This is a genomic window from Anoxybacillus sp. J5B_2022, assembly GCF_026847645.1.
Taxonomy (GTDB): domain Bacteria; phylum Bacillota; class Bacilli; order Bacillales; family Anoxybacillaceae; genus Anoxybacteroides.
In genome coordinates, this window is record NZ_JAPSMC010000016.1 from 1 (window position 1) to 22,481 (window position 22,481).

Sequence of the window (22,481 nt, forward strand, 5' to 3'; positions counted from 1 at the left end):
CTTGTCTTATCGACGGCTTTTTTATACTAGCATGACAAGCACAAGCTTGTCAATACTGTTTTTTTATTTAACTTTCCCGACGACGCTTATTAATATAACATCGTCCTGTTTTTTTGTCAACATCTTTTGTGCAGTTTTTTCTTCCTCAACTCGTGCAATGTTCCGCAAGTGGGAAAGCGGAATCAACGGATAAAAATATGCTTCATAATTCTGCCTGACAAGCATAAGATGGTCATAAACATACTCTATCGGACAAAGGGGGCGGACATATTGCGTTTTTTCTACGCCTTAAACGGCCGTTCTTTGAAAAAAGGACTTATTATTATGTTTGCGGCGTTTTTTACTGCTTTTATTTTATACGTACAAAAAGTGTATCATCCTGTCTTCTCCACACCAAGCGGTCCAAAAGCGATTTATAAAGCGGAAAAAAGTAAACGTGAAGTGGCCTTAACATTTGATATTAGCTGGGGAGACGAAAACGCCCTGCCCATCCTTGATGTGCTGAAGAAAAATAGCATTAAAAACGCTACGTTCTTTCTATCCGCTTCCTGGGCAGAACGGCATCCACAAATCGTCAAGCGAATAAAAGAAGACGGGCATGAAATCGGCAGCATGGGATACAATTTTACCGACTATACGCAATTAGAAGATGCAAAAATCAGGCGAGATTTAATGCAAGCGGAAAAAGTATTTGATACGCTTGGCATTAAACAGGTGACGTTGCTCCGGCCACCAGGTGGAAAATTCAACCCAAAAGTTTTAAAAATCGCCGATTCACTAGGCTATACCGTTGTTCATTGGAGCATTGATTCAAAAGATTGGTTAAATCCCGGAGTTAACGCCATTATAAATAACGTCGTTCGTGAGATGGGGGCAGGCGATATTATTTTGCTGCACGCTTCTGATTCAGCGAAACAAACAGCAAAAGCGTTGCCACAAATTATCCGAACAATGAAACAAAATGGTTATCGCAACGTCAGCATTTCAGAACTGATTCAAAACGGGGAAACTTCGAATAAAGAAATCAATTAGAAAAAGAGGCCTCCTGCGTAGAGAGCCTCTCTTTATTTCGTTCCTGTTAATTTATGAAGAATAAGAAGCTGATACGCGTTACATACTAACAGCGGAATGAGCATTAAATAGAGCCAATTTTCATCGTTAATTCGCAACGCTGGAAACCACTCGATCACCGTCACAACCGTCATAAAGAACAAAGCCGGAATAAACGCTTCTTTATTTGTTGCTTTTTTCTTCAGAGCGGCAACTACTAGTCCTACAAACAAAATAAACAACGCCACTAATATGTAACTTACGATCGATTCACCTTTTTCCGCAAATGCTTCGTAGCGGAAATAAACTAAATCAAACAACACAAACGAAATGAGGACGAGTTGGACGGAATTCCAGAGGGAAACGGAACGAAAAATCCCTAGCCCGAACCGGTGAACCGTTAAATAAGCAAAAAAACCCATTTGACTGATGACGCTAAAAATAAAGCCAAATCCGATAAACCATGCGAATACCGCTAAAAGTTCCCCAATATGTGCCTGAACAAAAAGTTTTTCGTATTTATTCCATCCTGTCACCATTCCTGTGATAGCGGTCGTGATCCCGCCAATTGCTAACGTTGTGAAAAATAACCGAACCCATTTACGGCTGTTCACACCTGAAACCTCCATTATTTTTCTTATTCCTTTAAAATTTTATCAGTCCATTTTTAAAAACGCTAGCTTATTCATGGGACAAGCGTATATTTTTTTGTCGGAAATTCATATTAAAGATAAGGAACTTTTGCAGAAAGGAGCTTATCGATACATGAAAAATTGGGCATTGCTCCTCTTATTAAGCTGTTTCGTTATGCTTAGCTCTTGCGCTCCGCAAGAAAAAAGTCCAGCTCCACCAGACTACGACCAAATCAAAAAAATGGTTGTCGATATTTTAAAAACCGATGAAGGAAAAAAAGCGATTCAAGATGTAATGACCGAAGATAAAGTGAAGCAACAGCTCATCATGGATCAAACGGTCGTCAAACAAACGATCGAGCAAATTTTAACATCGAAAAAAGGGATGGAGTTTTGGAAAAAAGCATTTGAAGATCCGAAATTCGCAGAAAGCTTTGCGAAAAGCTTAAAAACAGAACAAGAAAAAACGATTAAAGCATTGATGAAAGATCCTGAATATCAAGGGATGATGATCGATATATTGCAAAATCCTGAAATGGAAAAAGCAGCTTTAACCGTCTTAAAAAGCAAAGAGTTTCGTGGACATCTCCAAAAAGTGATGACAGAAACATTTGACAGCCCGCTGTTTAAAGCAAAAATTCAAGATCTTTTAATAAAAGCAGCCGAAAATATGCAGAGCACGAAAAAGCAAAGTGGATCAGAAGGAGGAGAAGGAGGCGGTCAACAAGGCGGCAGCCAATGATGATCTTCGTCCTCACCGAGCGCGATAAGTACGTATAAACAAATGGTGTCCCACTTCTCGGGACACCATTTGTTGTTAACATTTCTCCACTATTTTACGGGCAATCTCCATATATATTTTCCCGATCGGGTGATCTTCACCGTATACCGATGGGGCAAAATCGTCGTCGTTCCAGTCTGGCTGTTGGAGTGGCAACTGACCTAACAGTTCCGTTTGCAATTCTTTTGCCAATTTCTCGCCGCCACCTTTGCCGAACACATATTCTTTTTCCCCTGTCAGCTTGCTTTCAAAATATGACATATTCTCAATAACCCCAATTACTTCATGCTCGGTGCGAAGCGCCATTGCTCCTGCACGCGCGGCGACAAACGCTGCAGTTGGATGTGGTGTTGTGACGATAATTTCTTTACAAGAAGGCAGCATCGTATGGACATCTAAAGCGACATCTCCTGTTCCCGGCGGTAAATCTAACAATAAGTAATCAAGCTCGCCCCATTCCACTTCCTTAAAAAAGTTGTTCAACATTTTACCTAGCATCGGACCGCGCCAAATGACCGGAGCGTTATCTTCCACGAAAAAGCCCATCGAAATAACTTTCACTCCGAATCGTTCAACCGGAATAATTTTTTCACCGCGCACAACAGGTCTTTCAACAATACCCATCATATCCGGAATGCTAAATCCGTAAATATCGGCATCGACTAGCCCTACTTTTTTGCCAAGGCGAGCAAGCGAAACAGCAAGGTTCACGGAAACGGTCGATTTTCCAACGCCTCCTTTGCCGCTAGCGATTGCAATGTATGCCGTTTGTTTTTCTCCGCCACGATATTTAGCGATTTCCTCATCTGGTAGCTGGGTAAAACGTAAACCAACCGACGCTGCTCCGGCGTTTTTTAACGTTTGGACGACAGCTGTTTGAACTTGCAGTTGCTCTGCAGTTCCTGTTTTCGCAAGCGCAATTTTTACGCTCACATGTCCTTTCTCTTCTTTAATTTTAATCTCTTGAATCGCGTTTGTTTCTTTGAACGGTTTATGTAAAAATGGGTCTTGCATGTTTTCTAGCAGCGCCTGCACGTCTTTTTCCGTCAACATCGTTTCTCACCAATCCCTTTACCTTTAGGTAGTCGTTTTCATAATTTTACTATACCATATATGACTGCTAATCGCGAATGCAGACGATCACACATGCCTAACTTTAATCCGGCAAACTTGTTTCATCGGAAAAATAGCGAAGTATTCCTTTATAAATAGACGCAGCAAGCTTTGTTTGATAGCGGTCGGAAGCAAGCAGTTCCCGCTCTTCTGGGTTCGATAAAAAACCGACTTCGACTAATGCACCTGGTTTTTTAGCATATTTCAATAAATGGACCGTGTTGATCACTTTGGCCGAGCGATCGGTATTTTCTAAATTTCGGCGTAATTCTGCTTGGATAAATTTCGCCAACCGCTTATTTTCAATCAGCGATCCGTAATAAAACGTTTGTGCTCCTCGCCATTTTGGCGACGGAATGGCGTTTAAATGAATGCTAATAAACAAATCGGCCTCCGATTCGTTAATCATTTGAACGCGTTTTTTCAAGTCTTCCACTTTGCGCCGACTATATCCTCTCGTATCTTTCTTCGCTAAGTCGCTGTCATCTTCGCGCGTCAACAAGACGAGTGCACCTTGTTGCTGCAAATAATCGCGCAACTTCACGGCTACACGTAGAGCAACTTCCTTTTCTAACACATCCTCTCCGACCGCCCCGCCATCCGGTCCTCCATGCCCCGGATCTAAAATAATAATCCTTCCTGAAAGCGGAAGATTCCACGATTTCGTGGAACTTGTACTAACAACCATATATTGAAAAAAAACGATGAGTAAAGCGATACCAATGATTGCGCCCCATAGTTTTATTTTCATTTCTTCTCCTCCTGCGTTTCCCCTTATTTATGTTATATGGGACAAGAGGAGAAAATAGAACTTTTTAATGAAGTTTTAAACGCCACCGCTTTTTCCCTTTTTCAAATCCTTCCAACCACCAATAAGAAATATAACATTCGCACGTATCATACAAAACCTCTGCACGAGATGTATCACCGTGGTTGCCCCAAAAACATAAAAATTCAAACAGCGCATCCGCTAAATATTTTTCTTGCTGGGCGGAACGTTTTTTCACTTTCTCCATCGGTTCTCCGTAATACCCAAACCGGCTGTAGCTAGCTCCAAGCAAATAAGCTTCAATGGCCATATCCATACAACCATCCTCGACTACAGAAGGTAGTGCACGATCATCAGGATAAAAGAGGCGAAAGCTTTCATTCGCCTTTTTGTGTAATTTTTCTAACGATAAATCACGCAACATCTTTCGTTCGTATTTCATTTCTTTTTCCCGTTTCTTTTCTTTAAAAGATGTGATCACATTCATTTGTTTTCACGCTCCTTTGGAATGTAGTTTCTTACGTTTCCTTCCAAACATGCGTGAAAAACAAGCACCATAAAAACAAAAATCCCAGCCATAACAGCCGGGATTTTCCGTGTATCATATTAACGTTTAGAGAATTGTGGTGCACGACGTGCGCCTTTAAGACCGTATTTCTTACGCTCTTTCATGCGAGCATCACGAGTTAATAAGCCTGCACGTTTTAACGTTTGACGATACTCTGGATCTACTTCTAATAATGCGCGCGCAATGCCGTGGCGAATCGCACCGGCTTGACCAGAGAAGCCACCGCCATGGACGTTTACTAATACGTCGTAGCTTCCTAACGTTTCCGTTAATACGAGCGGTTGTTTCACTACTTCAATTAATGCTTGTGATGGAATGTACTCTTGAATATCGCGATTATTGACGACGATGCGTCCGTCACCAGGAACTAAGCGTACACGTGCAACAGAACTTTTGCGACGGCCTGTGCCGTAATATTGTACCTGTGCCAAAATAATACCCTCCTTAATCGATTATCCGCGAAGTTCGTAAACTTCTGGTTTTTGTGCTTGATGTGGATGTTCGCTTCCTCGATAAACATGCAACTTTTTGAACATTTGACGGCCAAGACGACCTTTTGGCAACATGCCACGAACTGCTCGTTCAAGCATTTGTTCTGGGTAGTTTGTGCGCATTTCAAGCGCCGTTCTTACTTTTAATCCGCCTGGATGCAAGCTATGGCGATAGTATAATTTGTCCGTTAATTTTTTGCCTGTTAACTCGATTTTTTCCGCGTTGATGATGATCACATGGTCACCAGTGTCAACATGTGGTGTATAAGTTGGTTTATGTTTGCCGCGCAAAATCGCCGCTACTTCACTAGCAAGACGCCCTAATGTTTTGCCTTCAGCGTCTACAACGTACCATTTACGTTCTACTTCGTTTGGCTTCGCCATATAAGTTGTACGCATTGATTTTTCCCTCCTAAAATAAAAAATGAACGAAACGTTATATATTTATTTCAACACGATTATTTTCCGGGGCTAATCGTGGTTTTAAAATACATACCATATGATATGATATCTCTTTCCACTACCAATGTCAAGAAAATGTTACACCAGGATTAGTTGTCATAAGTCACTTTCCATAAATATAGCCCGTGAGCAGGGGCCGTCTTCCCAGCAAGCCGCCGGTCTTTTCCTGCCAAAATCGCTGGGATGGAATCAGAGCTTCTTTTGCCTTGACCGATTTCCAACATCGTCCCAACAAGAATTCGCACCATATTATATAAAAACCCGTTGCCGATCCATTGAAACTCGACTCCGTCATCAGTCAAGCAAAGATTCGCTTCATAAATCGTCCGCACCCGGTTTTCCATTTCCGTCTTTGCAGAGCAAAAGCTCGTAAAGTCATGCGTCCCTTTGACAAACGACAACGCCTGCTTCATCGCCTCATAGTCCAGCGGATACGGAAAATGATACGCATAATGGCGGGAAAACACGTTGCGCTCTACCGCTGTTCTAATTTTGTAACGGTACTCTTTTGCAGCGACACTGTATCGAGCATGAAATGATGCTTCAACTTGTTCAACTTCCCGTACAGTCAAATCGTCTGGTAACATCGCATTAAACGCTTTTTTCCACCCGTCCGCTGAAAGCGATAAAGGAGAGTCAAAATGAATCACCTGTCCGTACGCATGCACCCCTGCATCGGTCCGGCCAGAAGCCGTCACGCGGACAGCTTCGCCTTTATGCATCGTCGCTAACACTCGTTCTAACTCCCCTTGCACCGTTCGTTTATTCGGCTGGATTTGATATCCCGCAAAATACGTTCCATCATAAGCAATCGTGCATTTCCATCGTGTCATGTTCCATTCCCCATTACGATCGTAGTAAAAGTAAAAGAATTGTCACGATCACGCTTGAAGCAAGTAAACATGTATCGGCCCACCCCCATGTTAATAAACGATATTTCGTCCGTCCTTCCCCGCCGCGATACCCTCTCGCTTCCATCGCAATCGCTAATTCCTCTGCGCGTTTAAAGGAATGAATAAATAGTGGAACGAGTAACGCCGTCATTGCTTTGATCCGTTCACCGAAAGACCCACCGTAAAAATCCACTCCTCGCGCTGCTTGCGCTTTCATAATTTTTTCTGTTTCTTCCATTAACGTCGGAATAAAGCGAAGCGAAATGGACATCATAAGCGCTAGTTCATGAACAGGAACACGAACTCGTTTCAAAGGGCCGAATAAACTTTCCACCGCATCTGTGACTTCCACCGGTGTCGTGGAAATCGTTAGCCACGTTGTCATCACAATAAATAGAAGGAACCGAAGCGAAATAAATATTCCTTTCCTTACGCCTTCTTCATAAATCGCTAGTTCCCCCATTTGGTAAAGTACCGCTCCTTCTTTCGTCATAAAAACATGAAGCAAAAACGTAAACAGCACAAGCCAAAGAATCGGCCGCAACCCTTTGATGACAAAAGAAAGGGGAACTTGCAGTAAAAGAAGGAGCACAAGCGCAAAAATCGTTAAAATCGCGTAAGTAATGCTATTGTTCGCTAAAAAAACGATTGTGACATAGATAAACATAAGCAACAGTTTCGCGCGTGGATCCATGCGGTGAATCACGGAATTTCCCGGTACGTATCTTCCTATCATTACATTCATCATGGACGCCCTCCAAAAAACAGCTGTTTTATTCCGTCAATTAGCTGTTCCGTTGTTAAACATGGCGACGGAATTTCCCGGCCGATTTTTTCTTCAAGCTTCCGTTTGAATAGCACGGTTTCCGGTACATCTAACCCTATTTGCAACAACTCGTCTACTTCGCGAAAAATTGCTTGCGGCGTCCCTGTTTTCCATACCGTTCCTTGATACATGACGATCAGATAATCGGCGTACCTAGCCGCATCTTCCATGCTGTGGGTGACTAAAATGGTCGTCAACTGTTTCTCACGATGAAGGTGAGCAAACATTTCCATCATCTCTTTACGACCGCGCGGATCTAAGCCTGCCGTCGGCTCATCTAAAACGAGAACGTCCGGTTCCATTGCTAATATCCCTGCGATCGCCACTCGACGCATTTGTCCGCCGCTTAATTCAAAGGGAGATTGATTTAAAATTTCCTCAGGAAGTCCTACTAATGAAAGAGCCTCTTTTGCTTTCTTTTTCGCCTCTTCCTCTGGAACGCCAAAATTAAGCGGCCCAAAGCAAATATCTTTCTCCACCGTTTCTTCAAACAGTTGATGTTCAGGAAATTGAAAAACAATCCCCACTTTTCGGCGCAGCGGCTTTAACTGTTTTGGCTTCTTCGCATTAGTAATCGTATATTCCCCGATCGTAACTGTTCCATTCGTCGGCTGCAGCAATCCATTTAAATGTTGTAATAATGTCGATTTTCCGGAGCCTGTATGACCGATAATAGATATATAAGTGCCGCTTGCGATCGATAAATCGACATCATATAGCGCCCTTTGTGCAAACGGTGAGTTGGCATGATAAATATGTTCTACTTGTTCAAATATAATGTCCATAACTCATCCACCAACTCCTCGAATGTTACGCTGTTGAACGACAAAGGAAGTCCTGCCTTTTGCAATTCCTTTCTCACTTTCATCACAAATGGCAAGTCTAAACGAATTTCCTCCAGCTTTTCTCCGAGCGAAAAAATGTGTAGCGGCGTCCCTTTCGCGATGATTTCTCCTTCATTCATCACAATGATTTGATCCGCCCGTACCGCTTCTTCTAAATCGTGGGTAATGGAAATTACCGTCATCTGTTGCTTCGCTCGCAAATCGTCGATCACCGCAAGCACTTCCCGTCTCCCTTTCGGATCAAGCATCGATGTCGCTTCATCTAAAATAATGAGATCTGGCTCTAAGGCAATGACACCGGCAATCGCTACCCGCTGTTTTTGCCCGCCTGAAAGGTAGTGGGGTTCTTTTAATAAAAATTCTTCCATTCCGACTTGTTGAATGGCCGCTCTTACCCGCTCGATCATTTGCTCGCGGGGAACCCCGTTGTTTTCCAAGCCAAAAGCGACATCGTCTTGAACGGTCGTACCGACGAATTGATTATCTGGGTTTTGGAAAACAATGCCCGTTCGTTTGCGAATGTCCCAAACCGTTTCCTCGTTTAAAACGGTATCAAACATCCGGATCTCACCGCTTTTTGGTTTCAATAAACCTATGAGTAGTTTCGCCACGGTCGATTTACCAGAGCCGTTATGTCCGACAATCGCCACCCACTCACCTTTGTAAACGTGAAACGTGACGTTGCGGATTGCTTCCTTCGGTTGATTCGGGTATTGAAAGGATAGATTTTTCACCGATAACGCGAGTTCCTTCACTCATTCTCTTCCTCTCATCGCTGTCTCTACTCTTTACTCTACTATACAAATAGTTTAAAAGGGAAATCAAGAAAAGCGCAAGGCGCCCGTCTAGGAAGCTTTGCCGCCGAAAGAAGGGGCGGAGCGACTCAAACCGATGGCGCTTGTATCTAGACAGTGATTCAAAAATTTATACTTTATCAAATAAAAAAAGGGCATAGATCCAGTTTAAAACAAACTGTCTCGCCCTTGTTAGTCAACCGAATCGCTTTACACGAGTTCAATAACAACCATCGGTGCGCCATCGCCGCGACGCGGACCAAGTTTCATAATGCGCGTATAACCGCCTTGACGGTCTTGGTAACGCGGAGCGATATCGCTAAATAATTTTTGAATCGCATCTTGACCAGTTTCTGTGTTCGCTACTTCTGGACGGATAAACGCAGCTGCTTGACGACGAGCGTGTAAGTCGCCGCGTTTTCCTAAAGTAATCATTTTTTCAACGACCGAACGCAATTCTTTTGCACGAGCTTCTGTTGTTTCGATACGCTCGTTAATAATTAAATCCGTCGCTAAGTCGCGAAGCAACGCTTTACGTTGAGCGCTTGTACGTCCTAATTTTCTGTATGACATGAGATGTCCCTCCTTTTTGAATGACTTGTAACATGAAAATGCCTAGTTAATCAAACGTTAACTAGTCATCTTTCCGTAACCCTAATCCGAGCTCCTCAAGTTTCGCTTTTACTTCCTCGAGCGACTTCCGGCCTAAGTTACGTACTTTCATCATATCTTCTTCTGTTTTTTGTGCAAGTTCTTGGACGGTATTAATACCCGCGCGCTTTAAGCAGTTATAGGAACGAACAGACAAATCGAGCTCTTCGATCGTCATTTCTAGCACTTTTTCTTTTTGGTCTTCTTCTTTTTCAATCATGATTTCTGCGTTTTGCGCTTCATCTGTAAGACCAACAAAAATGTTTAAGTGCTCTGTTAAAATTTTCGCTCCAAGCGCAACCGCTTCTTTCGGACCGATGCTTCCATCTGTCCACACATCAAGCGTTAACTTGTCGTAATTTGTGACTTGACCGACACGAGTGTTTTCCACTTGATAAGCTACGCGCGATACCGGTGTATAAATCGAATCGATAGGGATAACACCTATTGGCTGATCCTCGCGTTTATTGGCATCAGCTGGAGTATACCCACGTCCACGTTTTGCCGTCATTCTCATGCGAAGATGGCCGCCTTCAGCCAACGTAGCAATATGAAGGTCCGGGTTCAATATTTCTACATCGCTGTCGTGAGTAATATCAGCAGCCGTGACAACTCCTTCACCCTGTACATCAATTTCAAGCGTCTTTTCTTCGTCAGAGTAAATTTTTAACGCAAGTTTTTTTACGTTTAAAATGATTGCTGTCACATCTTCTACGACGCCTTCAATTGTTGAGAACTCATGCAGTACTCCATCTATTTGAATAGATGTCACAGCGGCACCAGGGAGTGAGGATAATAGGATACGACGTAAGGAGTTACCCAAAGTTGTACCATATCCACGCTCAAGTGGTTCAACGACGAATTTGCCGTATTTGGCATCTTCGCTGATTTCAACCGTCTCGATTTTTGGCTTTTCGATTTCGATCATGATATATACCCTCCTTCAAAACGTCGAAACCCCGATCAAACGATACACGCCTAATCGAAATTCCCCCATGAATCAGTTCCCGAATGTGCGCAGTAGCTGAGTAAAATTTCTCTGCCAAAAATGATACCATATCCCATTATTGACAAGGATACAAAATCTATACAGAGAAATTAAACACGGCGACGTTTTGGCGGACGGCATCCATTATGTGGAACAGGAGTAACGTCTTTAATTGCTGTAATTTCCAATCCTGCAGCTTGAAGCGCACGGATTGCAGCCTCACGACCAGCGCCTGGACCTTTTACGTTTACTTCAACAGTTTTCATGCCATGCTCCATAGAAGCTTTTGCTGCTGCTTCTGCAGCCATTTGTGCCGCAAACGGAGTCGATTTACGAGAACCTTTAAAACCTAATGCACCAGCACTTGACCAAGAGATTGCATTGCCATGAACATCAGTAATTGTCACGATTGTGTTGTTGAATGTAGAACGAATATGAGCAATACCGGATTCAATATTCTTTTTTACGCGGCGTTTACGTGTATTTGTTTTACGTGCCATTCGTTCAAGTACCTCCTTTGCTTAATTATTTTTTCTTGTTCGCTACTGTACGGCGTGGACCTTTACGCGTGCGAGCATTGTTTTTCGTATTTTGACCGCGAACTGGTAAACCGCGACGATGGCGAAGACCACGATAGCAGCCAATTTCCATCAAACGTTTGATGTTTAAAGATACTTCGCGACGAAGGTCCCCTTCTACTTTCAAACGGTCAACGATTTCACGGATTTTCCCTAATTCTTCTTCTGTTAAATCGCGAACGCGAGTGTCTTCCGAAACACCTGCTTCTGCTAAAATCTTTTGCGCAGTTGGTTTACCGATACCGTAAATGTATGTTAAAGAAATCACTACACGTTTGTCACGAGGAATATCTACACCTGCAATACGTGCCATTGTTGGTACACCTCCTTAAAAATTACCCTTGTTTTTGTTTATGTTTTGGATTTTCACAAATAACCATAACTTTTCCACGTCTGCGAATCACTTTGCATTTTTCGCAGATCGGTTTCACTGATGGTCTGACTTTCATGATCTTTACCTCCTTATTCATGCGGAGTACTCATTATTTATAACGATACGTAATTCTGCCACGAGTTAAATCGTACGGAGATAATTCTACCGTAACTTTATCTCCAGGTAAAATGCGAATGAAGTGCATGCGAATTTTACCTGAAACGTGTGCTAACACCGTATGACCATTTTCCAGCTCGACACGGAACATGGCGTTTGGCAATGTCTCAACGACCGTTCCTTCCACTTCAATTACATCGTCCTTCGCCATAGATCGGCTCTCCCTTCTTCGAATCAGTAACATTTTCGTTGACAAATTTCGTTAACGCATAACGCAATTTGCCGTTTGTCACACGACCAGTTTCAATAATGCTGTTTTGTACTTCTGCGGAAATGTAGTCAAACACCTGAATGTGCTGCACATTTTTTCGCTTTGGAACGTCAAACTTCCGCCTACTTCCATCAGCAAGCAGAACAAACCGCTCATCCACGATTCCAACAACGACAGCATATTGTCCTGCTTCACGACCATGTGTGATGAACACAATCTGTCCAATTTGACATGGTGAGCCTATATGCAATGACCTCACCTTCGATTAGAGGGTAGTTAAAATTTCATAGCCGGTCTCTGTAATGGCGATCGTATGCTCAAAATGAGCGCACATTTTTCCGTCGACCGTCACCACGGTCCAGTCATCTTCAAGGGTCCTTACATAACGGCTCCCCGCGTTGACCATCGGTTCAATGCATAACACCATGCCTGGTTTTAAACGTGGTCCTTTGTTCGGTGGACCATAATGTGGAATTTGCGGGTCTTCATGTAAGTTTTGACCAATTCCATGCCCGACATACTCACGCACGATGGAAAAATTGTACGCTTCGACAAATGTTTGAATCGCGTGAGAAATGTTCGATAAGCGGGCGCCTGGTTTTGCTTCTTGTATTCCTTTATATAACGATTGTTCCGTTACTTCAAGCAATTTTTTCGTCTCCTCGGCAATTTCGCCGACCGGATACGTCCAAGCTGAATCCGCGTGATACCCGTTATATTGGGCTCCGATATCAATGCTAATGATATCGCCTTCCTTTAATACACGGTCTCCCGGAATGCCGTGAACTAATTGTTCGTTCACAGAAGCACAAATGCTGCCCGGAAATCCGTTATATCCTTTAAAGGAAGGAATTGCCCCATGTTGGCGAATCACAGTTTCCGCAATATGATCTAGCTCTTTTGTTGTAATTCCCGGCTTAATATGTTTTTGCAATTCTTGGTGAGTCAAAGCGACGATTCGCCCAGCTTCACGCATAATGTCAATTTCACGCGGGGTTTTGCAAATGATCATTATTTTAAGCCCCCAAGCAATTCGCAAATATCCGCAAATACTTGCTCGATTTCTTGTTGCCCGTTAATGTTGCGCAAATACCCTTTCGTGCGATAAAAATCGAGCAACGGTTGCGTTTGTTTCATGTTAACTTCCAAACGGTTCGCCACCGTTTCTTCGTTATCGTCAGCGCGTTGATACAATTCACCACCGCATTTATCGCAAACACCCGGTTTAGCTGGCGGGTTAAATACGAGATGGTACGTCGCACCGCATTCTTTGCAAATACGTCTTCCTGTTAAACGTTCCATTAAAATACCTTTATCGACTTCAATGTTAATGACGTAGTCAATCGAGCGACCAAGCTCAGCTAACATCGTTTCCAACGCTTCTGCTTGAGCGACTGTTCGTGGGAACCCATCAAGCAAAAATCCTTTTTGGCAGTCGTCTTTGCTTAAGCGTTCACGAACAATGCCGATCGTCACCTCATCTGGTACGAGATCGCCGCGGTCCATATATGCCTTAGCTTGTAATCCTAACGCTGTCCCTTCTTTCATGGCCGCGCGGAACATGTCGCCCGTCGAAATATGAGGAATTCCATATTCTTGCACAATTTTCTCGGCTTGAGTACCTTTCCCAGCACCCGGCAGCCCCATTAAAACTAAGTTCATAATTGTTCCCCCTCAGTTCTAGATGAGGCAGAGGGAATGAACTTCCCCGCCAACCTCTCTACTTAATAAAGCCTTTGTAATGCCGTTTGACTAATTGGCTTTCGAGCTGCTTCATCGTTTCCAAGGCAACACCGACGACAATGAGCAAGCTCGTTCCGCCAATTCGAGCGGACGCCGGCAAATCAGCAAACTTGACAAAGAAGACAGGAAGAACAGCGATTACTGCTAAGAATATTGAACCGACGAACGTAAGTCGATAAAGAACTTTTGTGACATACTCTTGTGTGTTTCTTCCTGGGCGAATGCCTGGAATGTAACCGCCTTGTTTTTTGAGATTGTCCGCCATTTGTTCCGGATTGACTTGAACAAACGCATAGAAATACGTAAAGGCAATAATTAATGCCACGTATATAATCATACCAACTGGTTGTGTATAATCAAACGTTTTCTTAATCCACGTTGTTACATCATTCGAGCCGAAAAACGATGCAATTGTCGGTGGAGCAACAATAAACGACACTGCAAAAATAACAGGAATAACCCCCGCGGGATTCACTTTTAACGGCAAATGGGTAGAGTGTCCACCTACCGGACTACGACCCTCTAACCGTTTCGCATATTGAATCGGAATTTTACGGAACGCTTGTTGGATATAGATGACTCCAACAATCACCGCAATGATCGCTAATACGATCAAAAGTACCGTTACAATTCGCAAAAACAATTGATCGCCTGCTCCTTCAAACTGTTGAGCATAAATTTGGTTAAGGGTGGATGGGATTCCTGAAACGATACCAGCAAAGATCAAAATGGAAATACCGTTTCCAACACCTTTTGCCGTAATTTGTTCCCCTAACCACATTAAAAATGCCGTCCCTGCTGTTAATACCGTTGCGATCAGTAAGTAAGTTGTGATTCCAGGGTTTTTAATTAATACCCCTCCTGTCATATTGTTAAAACCGTATGACATCCCGAACGCTTGAATAAAGCCAAGTACAATCGTAAAATAGCGGGTAAACTGAGCTAATTTACGCCGTCCGACTTCTCCTTGTTTGGACCATTCCGTAAATTTAGGAACAACATCCATCTGCAACAATTGCACGATGATGGATGCTGTAATGTACGGCATAACCCCCATTGCAAAAATGGAGAAGTTTTTTAAAGCCCCTCCTCCGAATGTGTTAAGAACACCGAACACATTCAGCTGGTCTTGTATTTTTAACACTTCCGCATTTACGCTTGGCACCGGAATGAACGTTCCAATGCGAAATACGATCAGCATAAGGAGGGTAAATAAGATTTTCTTTCTTATATCACCCACGCGCATAAAGTTGGAGATTGTTCGAAACATTAAATCACCTCAGTTTTACCGCCAGCAGCTTCAATCGCTTCTTTTGCAGCAGAGGAGAATTTATGTGCTTTTACTGTCAATTTTTTCTCGATTTGACCGTTACCAAGAATTTTCACACCAGCTTTTAGCTTGCTAACTACGCCTGTTTCTAGTAAAAGCTCAGGTGTTACTTCTGTACCGTCTTCAAAACGGTTTAACGCGTCAAGGTTGACGATCGCATATTCTTTACGATGAATATTTGTAAAGCCGCGTTTTGGAAGACGACGGAATAGCGGAGTTTGACCGCCTTCAAAACCGATTCGTACACCGCCACCGGAGCGAGCGTTTTGACCTTTATGACCTTTTCCAGACGTTTTACCGTTACCAGAACCGATACCACGACCCACACGGTTACGTTCTTTGCGGGAGCCTGGTGCTGGTTGTAGTTCATGAAGTTTCATCGCGAGGCACCTCCTTATATCCATTATTGTTCTAATTCTTGAACTTTTACAAGATGAGCCACTTTATTAATCATTCCGCGAATGGCTGGGTTGTCGTTGTGAACAACTGTTTGATGCAATTTCCGTAATCCTAACGTTTTAACCGTTACGCGTTGATCTTCCGGACGACCAATCACGCTGCGAGTGAGGGTAATCGCTAATTTTTTCGCCATTGTATTTCCCTCCTTATCCTAACAGTTCCTCAACTGTTTTACCGCGCAATTTTGCTACGTCTTCTGCACGTTTCAATTGCTTTAAGCCGTCGATTGTTGCGCGTACCATGTTGATTGGTGTGTTCGAACCGATCGATTTTGATAAAATGTCGCTGACGCCTGCCAACTCTAATACGGCACGAGCAGGACCACCGGCGATAACCCCTGTACCTTCAGAAGCTGGCTTTAAGATGATTTCGCCTGCACCGAAGTGTCCGATCACTTCATGAGGGATTGTTGTGCCAACGATTGGTACAGTAATTAAATTTTTCTTAGCATCTTCAATTGCTTTGCGAATTGCATCTGGAACTTCTTGAGCTTTTCCTGTTCCAAATCCGACATGACCGTTCTTGTCTCCAACAACGACTAGAGCAGCGAAACGGAATCGACGTCCACCTTTTACTACTTTTGCTACGCGGTTAACGGCAACAACGCGTTCTTCAAGTTCAAGTTTGTTTGGATCAATGCGACGCATCTTTGTCCCTCCTTTATAATTAGAATTCTAGACCAGCTTCACGAGCAGCGTCTGCAAGTGCTTTTACACGTCCGTGATATAAGTATCCGCCGCGGTCAAATACGACGCTTTTAATTCCTTTTTCTAATGCGCGCTTTGCAACTAATTCGCCTACTTTTTGAGCTGCTTCTACGTTTCCAGTCGATTCTAAGTTGAATTCTTTATCTAACGTTGACGCACTAACAATCGTCACTGCTTTAACATCATCAATAATTTGCGCGTAAATGTGCTTGTTCGAACGGAACACATTTAAGCGTGGACGTTCTGCAGTTCCAAATACTTTTCGACGTACACGAGCGTGTCTTTTTTTCCGAACTGCGTTTTTATCAAGCTTAGTGATCATTTCCGTCACTCCTTTCATTTACCTAAGCAGCATTATTTTTTACCTGTTTTACCCTCTTTGCGACGTACAACTTCACCTTCGTAACGAATCCCTTTTCCTTTATATGGCTCTGGCGCACGTACCGCACGAATATTCGCTGCTAATTCACCAACGCGTTGTTTGTCCGCACCTTTAACGATAATTTTTGTTTGTGAAGGAACTTCGATTTCAAGACCTTCTTCTGGTTCAATTTCTACTGGATGAGAGTAACCGACGCTAAGCACAAGTTTTTTCCCTTGTTTTGAAGCACGGTAACCGACCCCTACTAATTCAAGACCTCTCTCGTATCCTTTCGAAACACCTTCCACCATGTTTGCAAGCAAGCTGCGAGTCGTACCGTGAAGCGTACGATGCTCTTTTTCATCGCTTGGGCGAGTAACCGTTAAAGTGTTACCTTCTAACGTAATCGTCATGTCCGGATGGAAAGTGCGAGTCAATTCGCCTTTCGGTCCTTTTACTGTAACTGTGTTGCCGTTGATTGTGACTGTGACACCAGCCGGAATTTCAATTGGTTTTTTACCAACACGTGACATACTTGACACCTCCATTCTTGAAAAGACTAATTACCAAATGTATGCTAACACTTCGCCGCCAGTTCCTTTTTGACGCGCTTCTTTGTCCGTTAAAATCCCTTGAGACGTAGAAAGAATTGCAATACCTAAACCGTTCAATACGCGAGGTACTTCATGGGCTTTCGCATATACGCGCAAACCAGGTTTGCTAATGCGTTTAAGACCAGTAATCACGCGCTCGTTATTCGGACCGTATTTCAAGAAAATACGGAGAATACCTTGTTTGTTGTCTTCAATGTATTCGACATCACGAATGAAACCTTCACGTTTTAAAATTTCTGCGATTTCTCTTTTCATTTTAGAAGCCGGAACTTCTAGTTTCTCGTGACGTACCATGTTCGCATTACGAATGCGAGTTAGCATATCTGCAATTGGATCTGTCATCACCATTATGTTTTACCTCCTTCCCAATTCACGGGTTGATTACCAGCTTGCTTTTTTCACACCAGGAATTTGACCTTTATACGCTAATTCACGGAAACAAATACGGCAAAGTTTAAATTTGCGATACACAGAGTGCGGGCGTCCGCAACGTTCGCAACGAGTGTACGCTTGTACTTTAAACTTTGGCGTGCGTTTTTGTTTCGCGATCATTGACTTCTTAGCCACGTTTTCGCCTCCCTCTTTTTACGAATGGGATCATTATTTTTGGAACGGCATACCAAGCAACGTTAATAACTCACGAGCTTCTTCGTCTGTTTTCGCTGTTGTTACGATTACGATGTCCATACCGCGAACTTTGTTGACTTTATCGTAGTCAATTTCAGGGAAAATTAATTGTTCTTTAATCCCTAACGTATAGTTCCCACGGCCATCGAACGCTTTTTTCGATACACCGCGGAAGTCACGAACGCGCGGAAGCGAAACAGAAATTAATTTATCTAAAAACTCATACATGCGCTCTCCACGCAATGTTACTTTCGCACCGATTGGCATACCCTCACGAAGACGGAAGCCAGCGATTGATTTTTTCGCGCGAGTAACCACTGGTTTTTGACCAGAGATTAGCGCTAATTCTTCAACAGCGCTGTCCAACGCTTTAGCGTTTTGGACCGCATCACCAACACCCATGTTGATGACGATTTTTTCGATTTTTGGAACTTGCATTACGGATTTATAGTTAAACTTGCTCATGAGAGCAGGAGTAACTTCTTTTACATATTTTTCTTTTAGGCGGTTCATGTAAGTACCTCCTTTCTCACATCACGATTATTTATCTAAAATTTCACCAGATTTTTTCGCGTAACGTACTTTTTTACCATCTACTACTTTATATCCTACGCGAGTTGGCGTTCCTGTTTTAGGGTCTAAAGGCATTACGTTCGAAACGTGAATTGGCGCCTCTTTGCTAATGATACCGCCTTGAGGATTTGCTTGAGATGGTTTTGCGTGTTTTTTAACGATGTTCACACCTTCGACAAGCACTCGGTTTTGCTTAGGGAACGCTGCAAGAATAACTCCTTGTTTCCCTTTGTCTTTCCCAGAGATTACTTGTACTTTATCACCTTTTTTTACATGCATCGCAGTTCGCACCTCCTTGAAAGGCTTTCCCTTTTCATTAAATTACTTCTGGAGCTAAAGAAACGATTTTCATAAAGTCTTTTTCACGCAATTCACGCGCAACAGGTCCAAAAATACGAGTTCCGCGTGGGCTCTTATCGTCACGGATAATGACGCATGCATTCTCGTCAAAGCGGATGTAAGAACCGTCTGAACGACGTACACCGCGTTTTGTGCGGACAACGACCGCTTTTACTACTTGACCTTTTTTAACAACGCCACCTGGTGTTGCGTCCTTAACTGTCACAACCACAACATCGCCGATGTTCGCATAGCGACGACCGGAACCACCTAGCACTTTAATCACAAGCACTTCACGTGCACCAGAGTTATCAGCAACTTTCATACGAGTTTCTTGTTGAATCATTGACGAAACCTCCTTTCGGATTTGTATCTATCATCCCGAACATATTCATTAAACAATAACAGCTTTTTCGACTACTTCCACAAGACGGAAACGTTTTGTTGCAGAAAGCGGGCGAGTTTCCATGATTTTCACGATGTCGCCAACTTTTGCTACGTTGTTTTCGTCATGTGCTTTATATTTTTTCGAATACTTTACGCGCTTGCCGTAAAGAGGATGCTTTTTATAAGTTTCTACAAGAACCGTAATTGTTTTATCCATTTTATCGGAAACAACACGGCCGACGAGAACTTTACGATTGTTGCGTTCACTCATTGTGCGAACCTCCCCTCGATTTCAATTATTTATTAGCAGCGATCTCTCTTTCGCGAATAACAGTTTTCATGCGTGCGATAGCTTTGCGCACTTCACGAATGCGCGCTGTGTTTTCCAATTGGCCTGTTGCTAATTGGAAGCGAAGGTTAAACAACTCTTCTTTTAAGGATTTAATTTTTTGTTCAATCTCGGCAGTGGTAAGGTCACGGATTTCTTTAGCTTTCATTAGATTCACCACCAATTTCTTCACGTTTTACGAACTTGCATTTGATCGGAAGTTTGTGAGAAGCAAGACGCAATGCTTCACGTGCTACTTCTTCAGAAACACCCGCGATTTCAAACATTACTTTACCAGGTTTTACAACCGCTACCCAACCTTCAGGCGCCCCTTTACCGGAACCCATCCGCACTTCTAACGGTTTTGCCGTGTAAGGTTTTGAAGGGAAAATTTTAATCCATACTTTACCGCCACGTCTCATGTAACGAGTCATCGCACGACGAGCAGCCTCGATTTGGCGGTTCGTGATCCAAGCAGATTCTAATGCTTGTAAGCCGTATTCACCGAAATGTACTTCCGTACCGCCTTTTGCACGACCTTTCATGCGTCCACGATGTTCACGACGGAATTTTACGCGTTTTGGCATTAACATGATTAATTTCCTCCTTCCTCAGTTTTCTTTTTCGTCGGAAGGACCTCTCCACGATAAATCCATACTTTCACACCGATTTTTCCGTATGTTGTGTCTGCTTCTGCAGTTGCATAATCGATGTCAGCGCGAAGCGTGTGGAGTGGAACTGTTCCTTCACTATAATGTTCAGAGCGAGCGATGTCCGCACCGCCTAGACGACCAGATACCATCGTTTTAATTCCTTTTGCTCCTGCGCGCATTGTGCGTTGAATCGCTTGTTTTTGCGCACGACGGAACGATACGCGGTTTTCAATTTGACGCGCAATGTTTTCGGCAACTAATTTTGCGTCTAAGTCTGGTTTTTTAATTTCTAAAATGTTGATGTGTACGCGTTTACCAGTTAATTGGCTAAGAGCTTTACGAAGCGCTTCAACTTCTGTACCGCCTTTACCGATAACCATTCCTGGTTTTGCAGTATGAATCGTGATGTTCACGCGATTTGCTGCACGTTCGATTTCTACGCGTGAAACTGCTGCATCGCTCAAGCGTTTCGTAATGTACTCACGTACTTTAAGGTCTTCATGTAAAAGGTCTGCGTAATCTTTTTCCGCATACCATCTTGATTCCCAATCACGGATAATACCAATGCGGAGACCGACTGGATTTACCTTTTGACCCACTGATTATCCCTCCTTCTTTTCTGAAACAACGATTGTAATATGGCTTGTGCGTTTGTTAATCGCGCTTGCACGTCCCATTGCGCGCGGACGGAAACGTTTCAACGTTGGACCCTCGTCCACGTATGCTTCTGTAATCACTAAATTGTTAACATCCATATCGTAGTTATGTTCTGCGTTTGCAACGGCTGATTTTAATACCTTCTCGATAATTGGAGAAGCAGCTTTTGGTGTGTGGCGAAGAATGGCTACTGCTTCACCTACTTGCTTTCCTCGAATTAAATCAATCACTAAGCGAGCTTTACGAGGAGCAATACGAACCGTTCTAGCAACAGCTTTAGCTTGCATAATGAAAGCCTCCTCTCATATTAACGTCTTGTCTTCTTGTCATCAGCAGCATGGCCTTTGTATGTGCGAGTTGGCGCAAATTCGCCAAGCTTATGTCCTACCATATCCTCTGTGATGTACACTGGCACATGTTTGCGTCCATCATACACAGCGATTGTATGTCCGATGAATTGTGGGAAAATGGTTGAACGACGAGACCATGTTTTAATTACTTGTTTTTGTCCTGTCTCATTTAATTTCTCGATTTTTTTCATTAAATGATCATCACAGAAAGGACCTTTTTTTAAGCTGCGACCCATAAATGAACCTCCCTTCGTGATTGTTCTACGGTTCTTAAGAACCGTAGTTCAACCCCGTTATTTTTTACGACGACGTACGATAAATTTATCCGATTTGTTTTTCTTTTTGCGCGTTTTGAATCCAAGCGTTGGTTTGCCCCATGGAGTCATTGGCGACTTGCGTCCGATTGGTGCTTTACCTTCACCACCACCGTGTGGGTGATCGACTGGGTTCATAACTGAACCGCGAACCGTTGGACGAATGCCTAACCAGCGAGCGCGTCCAGCTTTACCGATATTAACAAGTTCATGTTGTTCGTTACCTACTTGACCGACTGTCGCACGGCAAGTTGCCAAAATCATGCGAACTTCGCCGGAAGCTAAACGAACAAGTACGTATTTTCCTTCTTTACCAAGCACTTGCGCAGATGTACCAGCAGAACGAACAAGCTGTCCACCTTTGCCTGGTTTTAATTCAATGTTGTGTACTAACGTACCAACTGGAATGTTAGCAAGCGGTAATGCGTTACCTACTTTAATGTCCGCATCTGGACCAGACATGATTTCCATGCCGACTTCTAAGTTTTTCGGAGCGATGATGTAGCGTTTTTCACCGTCCGCATAATGAATTAACGCGATGTTCGCAGAACGGTTTGGATCGTACTCGATTGTAGCAACGCGTCCTGGAATGCCATCTTTGTCGCGTTTGAAATCGATGATCCGATATTGACGTTTATGACCGCCACCTTGGTGACGAACTGTCAATTTACCTTGGTTGTTACGACCACCTTTTTTCTTTAAAGGCGCAAGCAATGATTTCTCTGGCTTGTCAGTTGTGATTTCTGAGAAATCAAGAACTGTCATGCCACGGCGACCGTTTGACGTTGGTTTATATTTTTTAATCGCCATGTCGGTTTCCCTCCTTCACTTTTAAAC

39 protein-coding genes are annotated in these 22,481 nt (G+C 43.2%); 2 read left to right on the top strand and 37 right to left on the bottom strand.

Annotated elements, in window-relative coordinates; genetic code table 11:
• Positions 1–270: 270 nt before the first annotated feature.
• Entirely contained in the window at positions 271–1,032 is a 762-nt protein-coding gene (gene pdaB, locus M4I42_RS06440) for a polysaccharide deacetylase family sporulation protein PdaB (RefSeq protein ID WP_268851408.1), read from the top strand.
• 32 nt (positions 1,033–1,064) lie between these two features.
• Here the strand turns inward: pdaB and M4I42_RS06445 are convergent, their stop codons facing one another.
• Positions 1,065–1,664 carry a KinB-signaling pathway activation protein gene (locus M4I42_RS06445; protein WP_268851409.1) on the bottom strand — a complete coding sequence of 200 codons (600 nt, stop codon included), beginning with the start codon at positions 1,662–1,664 and terminating at the stop codon, positions 1,065–1,067.
• Between the two features lie 151 nt (positions 1,665–1,815).
• On the opposite strand from M4I42_RS06445, the gene gerD reads away from it, so the two are divergent.
• Positions 1,816–2,424 carry a spore germination lipoprotein GerD gene (gerD, locus tag M4I42_RS06450; RefSeq protein WP_268851410.1) on the top strand — a complete coding sequence of 203 codons (609 nt, stop codon included), beginning with the start codon at positions 1,816–1,818 and terminating at the stop codon, positions 2,422–2,424.
• A gap of 75 nt (positions 2,425–2,499) precedes the next feature.
• On the opposite strand, the gene M4I42_RS06455 is transcribed toward gerD, so the two are convergent.
• From M4I42_RS06455 to rplB, 36 genes are all read right to left on the bottom strand, one after another.
• On the bottom strand, positions 2,500–3,516 hold the full coding sequence (locus M4I42_RS06455; RefSeq protein WP_268851411.1) for an Mrp/NBP35 family ATP-binding protein: 1,017 nt from the start codon (positions 3,514–3,516) through the stop codon (positions 2,500–2,502).
• Positions 3,517–3,619: 103 nt separating this feature from the next.
• On the bottom strand, positions 3,620–4,327 hold the full coding sequence (gene cwlD, locus M4I42_RS06460; protein ID WP_268851412.1) for an N-acetylmuramoyl-L-alanine amidase CwlD: 708 nt from the start codon (positions 4,325–4,327) through the stop codon (positions 3,620–3,622).
• Positions 4,328–4,391: 64 nt separating this feature from the next.
• Complete coding sequence (locus M4I42_RS06465) at positions 4,392–4,832, bottom strand: DUF2521 family protein (RefSeq protein WP_268851413.1); 441 nt, start codon at positions 4,830–4,832, stop codon at positions 4,392–4,394.
• A 119-nt stretch (positions 4,833–4,951) separates the two neighbouring features.
• Positions 4,952–5,344 carry a 30S ribosomal protein S9 gene (gene rpsI / locus M4I42_RS06470; protein WP_268851414.1) on the bottom strand — a complete coding sequence of 131 codons (393 nt, stop codon included), beginning with the start codon at positions 5,342–5,344 and terminating at the stop codon, positions 4,952–4,954.
• A gap of 21 nt (positions 5,345–5,365) precedes the next feature.
• Positions 5,366–5,803 (bottom strand): 50S ribosomal protein L13, encoded by a 438-nt coding sequence (rplM, locus tag M4I42_RS06475; protein WP_183255637.1) that lies wholly within the window; start codon positions 5,801–5,803, stop codon positions 5,366–5,368.
• Between the two features lie 152 nt (positions 5,804–5,955).
• Positions 5,956–6,699: a tRNA pseudouridine(38-40) synthase TruA gene (truA, locus tag M4I42_RS06480; protein ID WP_268851415.1), complete on the bottom strand. Its 744-nt coding sequence runs from the start codon at positions 6,697–6,699 to the stop codon at positions 5,956–5,958.
• 13 nt (positions 6,700–6,712) lie between these two features.
• A complete protein-coding gene (locus M4I42_RS06485; protein WP_268851416.1) occupies positions 6,713–7,507 on the bottom strand; it encodes an energy-coupling factor transporter transmembrane component T family protein in 795 nt (264 codons plus the stop codon).
• Positions 7,504–8,370 (bottom strand): energy-coupling factor ABC transporter ATP-binding protein, encoded by an 867-nt coding sequence (locus tag M4I42_RS06490; protein ID WP_268851417.1) that lies wholly within the window; start codon positions 8,368–8,370, stop codon positions 7,504–7,506. Before M4I42_RS06490 ends, M4I42_RS06485 begins: the two co-directional genes overlap by 4 nt.
• Entirely contained in the window at positions 8,346–9,185 is an 840-nt protein-coding gene (locus M4I42_RS06495; RefSeq protein ID WP_268851418.1) for an energy-coupling factor ABC transporter ATP-binding protein, read from the bottom strand. The genes M4I42_RS06490 and M4I42_RS06495 overlap by 25 nt, the downstream gene beginning before the upstream one ends.
• Before the next feature lie 249 nt (positions 9,186–9,434).
• Positions 9,435–9,797, bottom strand: a complete 363-nt coding sequence (gene rplQ, locus M4I42_RS06500) for a 50S ribosomal protein L17 (RefSeq protein WP_268851419.1) — start codon at positions 9,795–9,797, stop codon at positions 9,435–9,437.
• A gap of 61 nt (positions 9,798–9,858) precedes the next feature.
• Positions 9,859–10,803 carry a DNA-directed RNA polymerase subunit alpha gene (locus M4I42_RS06505; RefSeq protein ID WP_268851420.1) on the bottom strand — a complete coding sequence of 315 codons (945 nt, stop codon included), beginning with the start codon at positions 10,801–10,803 and terminating at the stop codon, positions 9,859–9,861.
• A 170-nt stretch (positions 10,804–10,973) separates the two neighbouring features.
• Positions 10,974–11,363 (bottom strand): 30S ribosomal protein S11, encoded by a 390-nt coding sequence (gene rpsK, locus M4I42_RS06510; RefSeq protein WP_003397692.1) that lies wholly within the window; start codon positions 11,361–11,363, stop codon positions 10,974–10,976.
• A 25-nt stretch (positions 11,364–11,388) separates the two neighbouring features.
• Positions 11,389–11,754, bottom strand: coding sequence for a 30S ribosomal protein S13 (rpsM, locus tag M4I42_RS06515; protein ID WP_044895215.1), 366 nt, complete (start codon positions 11,752–11,754; stop codon positions 11,389–11,391).
• A gap of 22 nt (positions 11,755–11,776) precedes the next feature.
• Positions 11,777–11,890, bottom strand: a complete 114-nt coding sequence (gene rpmJ, locus M4I42_RS06520; protein ID WP_000868344.1) for a 50S ribosomal protein L36 — start codon at positions 11,888–11,890, stop codon at positions 11,777–11,779.
• A gap of 33 nt (positions 11,891–11,923) precedes the next feature.
• Positions 11,924–12,142 carry a translation initiation factor IF-1 gene (gene infA, locus M4I42_RS06525; RefSeq protein ID WP_003247618.1) on the bottom strand — a complete coding sequence of 73 codons (219 nt, stop codon included), beginning with the start codon at positions 12,140–12,142 and terminating at the stop codon, positions 11,924–11,926.
• Positions 12,120–12,452 (bottom strand): KOW domain-containing RNA-binding protein, encoded by a 333-nt coding sequence (locus M4I42_RS06530; protein WP_268851421.1) that lies wholly within the window; start codon positions 12,450–12,452, stop codon positions 12,120–12,122. Before M4I42_RS06530 ends, infA begins: the two co-directional genes overlap by 23 nt.
• A 15-nt stretch (positions 12,453–12,467) precedes the next feature.
• Complete coding sequence (gene map / locus M4I42_RS06535) at positions 12,468–13,214, bottom strand: type I methionyl aminopeptidase (protein ID WP_268851422.1); 747 nt, start codon at positions 13,212–13,214, stop codon at positions 12,468–12,470.
• Positions 13,214–13,864: an adenylate kinase gene (locus M4I42_RS06540; RefSeq protein ID WP_268851423.1), complete on the bottom strand. Its 651-nt coding sequence runs from the start codon at positions 13,862–13,864 to the stop codon at positions 13,214–13,216. The genes map and M4I42_RS06540 overlap by 1 nt, the downstream gene beginning before the upstream one ends.
• A gap of 58 nt (positions 13,865–13,922) precedes the next feature.
• On the bottom strand, positions 13,923–15,215 hold the full coding sequence (gene secY / locus M4I42_RS06545; RefSeq protein ID WP_268851424.1) for a preprotein translocase subunit SecY: 1,293 nt from the start codon (positions 15,213–15,215) through the stop codon (positions 13,923–13,925).
• On the bottom strand, positions 15,215–15,655 hold the full coding sequence (gene rplO, locus M4I42_RS06550; protein ID WP_268851425.1) for a 50S ribosomal protein L15: 441 nt from the start codon (positions 15,653–15,655) through the stop codon (positions 15,215–15,217). The genes secY and rplO overlap by 1 nt, the downstream gene beginning before the upstream one ends.
• 23 nt (positions 15,656–15,678) lie before the next feature.
• Positions 15,679–15,867 carry a 50S ribosomal protein L30 gene (gene rpmD / locus M4I42_RS06555; RefSeq protein ID WP_183255659.1) on the bottom strand — a complete coding sequence of 63 codons (189 nt, stop codon included), beginning with the start codon at positions 15,865–15,867 and terminating at the stop codon, positions 15,679–15,681.
• A gap of 13 nt (positions 15,868–15,880) precedes the next feature.
• Positions 15,881–16,381: a 30S ribosomal protein S5 gene (rpsE, locus tag M4I42_RS06560; RefSeq protein WP_066322042.1), complete on the bottom strand. Its 501-nt coding sequence runs from the start codon at positions 16,379–16,381 to the stop codon at positions 15,881–15,883.
• A 19-nt stretch (positions 16,382–16,400) separates the two neighbouring features.
• Positions 16,401–16,763 carry a 50S ribosomal protein L18 gene (gene rplR / locus M4I42_RS06565; protein ID WP_268851426.1) on the bottom strand — a complete coding sequence of 121 codons (363 nt, stop codon included), beginning with the start codon at positions 16,761–16,763 and terminating at the stop codon, positions 16,401–16,403.
• A gap of 32 nt (positions 16,764–16,795) precedes the next feature.
• Positions 16,796–17,335: a 50S ribosomal protein L6 gene (gene rplF / locus M4I42_RS06570; protein WP_268851427.1), complete on the bottom strand. Its 540-nt coding sequence runs from the start codon at positions 17,333–17,335 to the stop codon at positions 16,796–16,798.
• Positions 17,336–17,365: 30 nt separating this feature from the next.
• Positions 17,366–17,764, bottom strand: coding sequence for a 30S ribosomal protein S8 (gene rpsH / locus M4I42_RS06575; protein ID WP_183255665.1), 399 nt, complete (start codon positions 17,762–17,764; stop codon positions 17,366–17,368).
• Between the two features lie 33 nt (positions 17,765–17,797).
• A complete protein-coding gene (gene rpsN / locus M4I42_RS06580) occupies positions 17,798–17,983 on the bottom strand; it encodes a 30S ribosomal protein S14 (protein WP_003397678.1) in 186 nt (61 codons plus the stop codon).
• 33 nt (positions 17,984–18,016) lie between these two features.
• On the bottom strand, positions 18,017–18,556 hold the full coding sequence (gene rplE / locus M4I42_RS06585; protein ID WP_268851428.1) for a 50S ribosomal protein L5: 540 nt from the start codon (positions 18,554–18,556) through the stop codon (positions 18,017–18,019).
• 27 nt (positions 18,557–18,583) lie between these two features.
• Positions 18,584–18,895, bottom strand: coding sequence for a 50S ribosomal protein L24 (gene rplX / locus M4I42_RS06590; protein WP_066322055.1), 312 nt, complete (start codon positions 18,893–18,895; stop codon positions 18,584–18,586).
• Positions 18,896–18,932: 37 nt separating this feature from the next.
• Complete coding sequence (gene rplN / locus M4I42_RS06595; protein ID WP_066322058.1) at positions 18,933–19,301, bottom strand: 50S ribosomal protein L14; 369 nt, start codon at positions 19,299–19,301, stop codon at positions 18,933–18,935.
• 48 nt (positions 19,302–19,349) lie between these two features.
• A complete protein-coding gene (gene rpsQ / locus M4I42_RS06600; protein ID WP_003397674.1) occupies positions 19,350–19,613 on the bottom strand; it encodes a 30S ribosomal protein S17 in 264 nt (87 codons plus the stop codon).
• Positions 19,614–19,638: 25 nt separating this feature from the next.
• The gene (rpmC, locus tag M4I42_RS06605; protein ID WP_268851429.1) at positions 19,639–19,839 is read right to left on the bottom strand and encodes a 50S ribosomal protein L29; all 201 of its coding nucleotides are present in this window, start codon (positions 19,837–19,839) and stop codon (positions 19,639–19,641) included.
• A complete protein-coding gene (gene rplP, locus M4I42_RS06610; RefSeq protein ID WP_066322060.1) occupies positions 19,829–20,263 on the bottom strand; it encodes a 50S ribosomal protein L16 in 435 nt (144 codons plus the stop codon). Before rplP ends, rpmC begins: the two co-directional genes overlap by 11 nt.
• Positions 20,264–20,265: 2 nt before the next feature.
• Complete coding sequence (gene rpsC / locus M4I42_RS06615) at positions 20,266–20,922, bottom strand: 30S ribosomal protein S3 (RefSeq protein WP_066322063.1); 657 nt, start codon at positions 20,920–20,922, stop codon at positions 20,266–20,268.
• A 3-nt stretch (positions 20,923–20,925) separates the two neighbouring features.
• Positions 20,926–21,267 (bottom strand): 50S ribosomal protein L22, encoded by a 342-nt coding sequence (gene rplV, locus M4I42_RS06620; RefSeq protein ID WP_066322065.1) that lies wholly within the window; start codon positions 21,265–21,267, stop codon positions 20,926–20,928.
• A gap of 20 nt (positions 21,268–21,287) precedes the next feature.
• A complete protein-coding gene (rpsS, locus tag M4I42_RS06625) occupies positions 21,288–21,566 on the bottom strand; it encodes a 30S ribosomal protein S19 (protein WP_003397663.1) in 279 nt (92 codons plus the stop codon).
• Between the two features lie 57 nt (positions 21,567–21,623).
• Positions 21,624–22,454 (bottom strand): 50S ribosomal protein L2, encoded by an 831-nt coding sequence (gene rplB, locus M4I42_RS06630; protein WP_183185508.1) that lies wholly within the window; start codon positions 22,452–22,454, stop codon positions 21,624–21,626.
• Between the last annotated feature and the right edge of the window lie 27 nt (positions 22,455–22,481).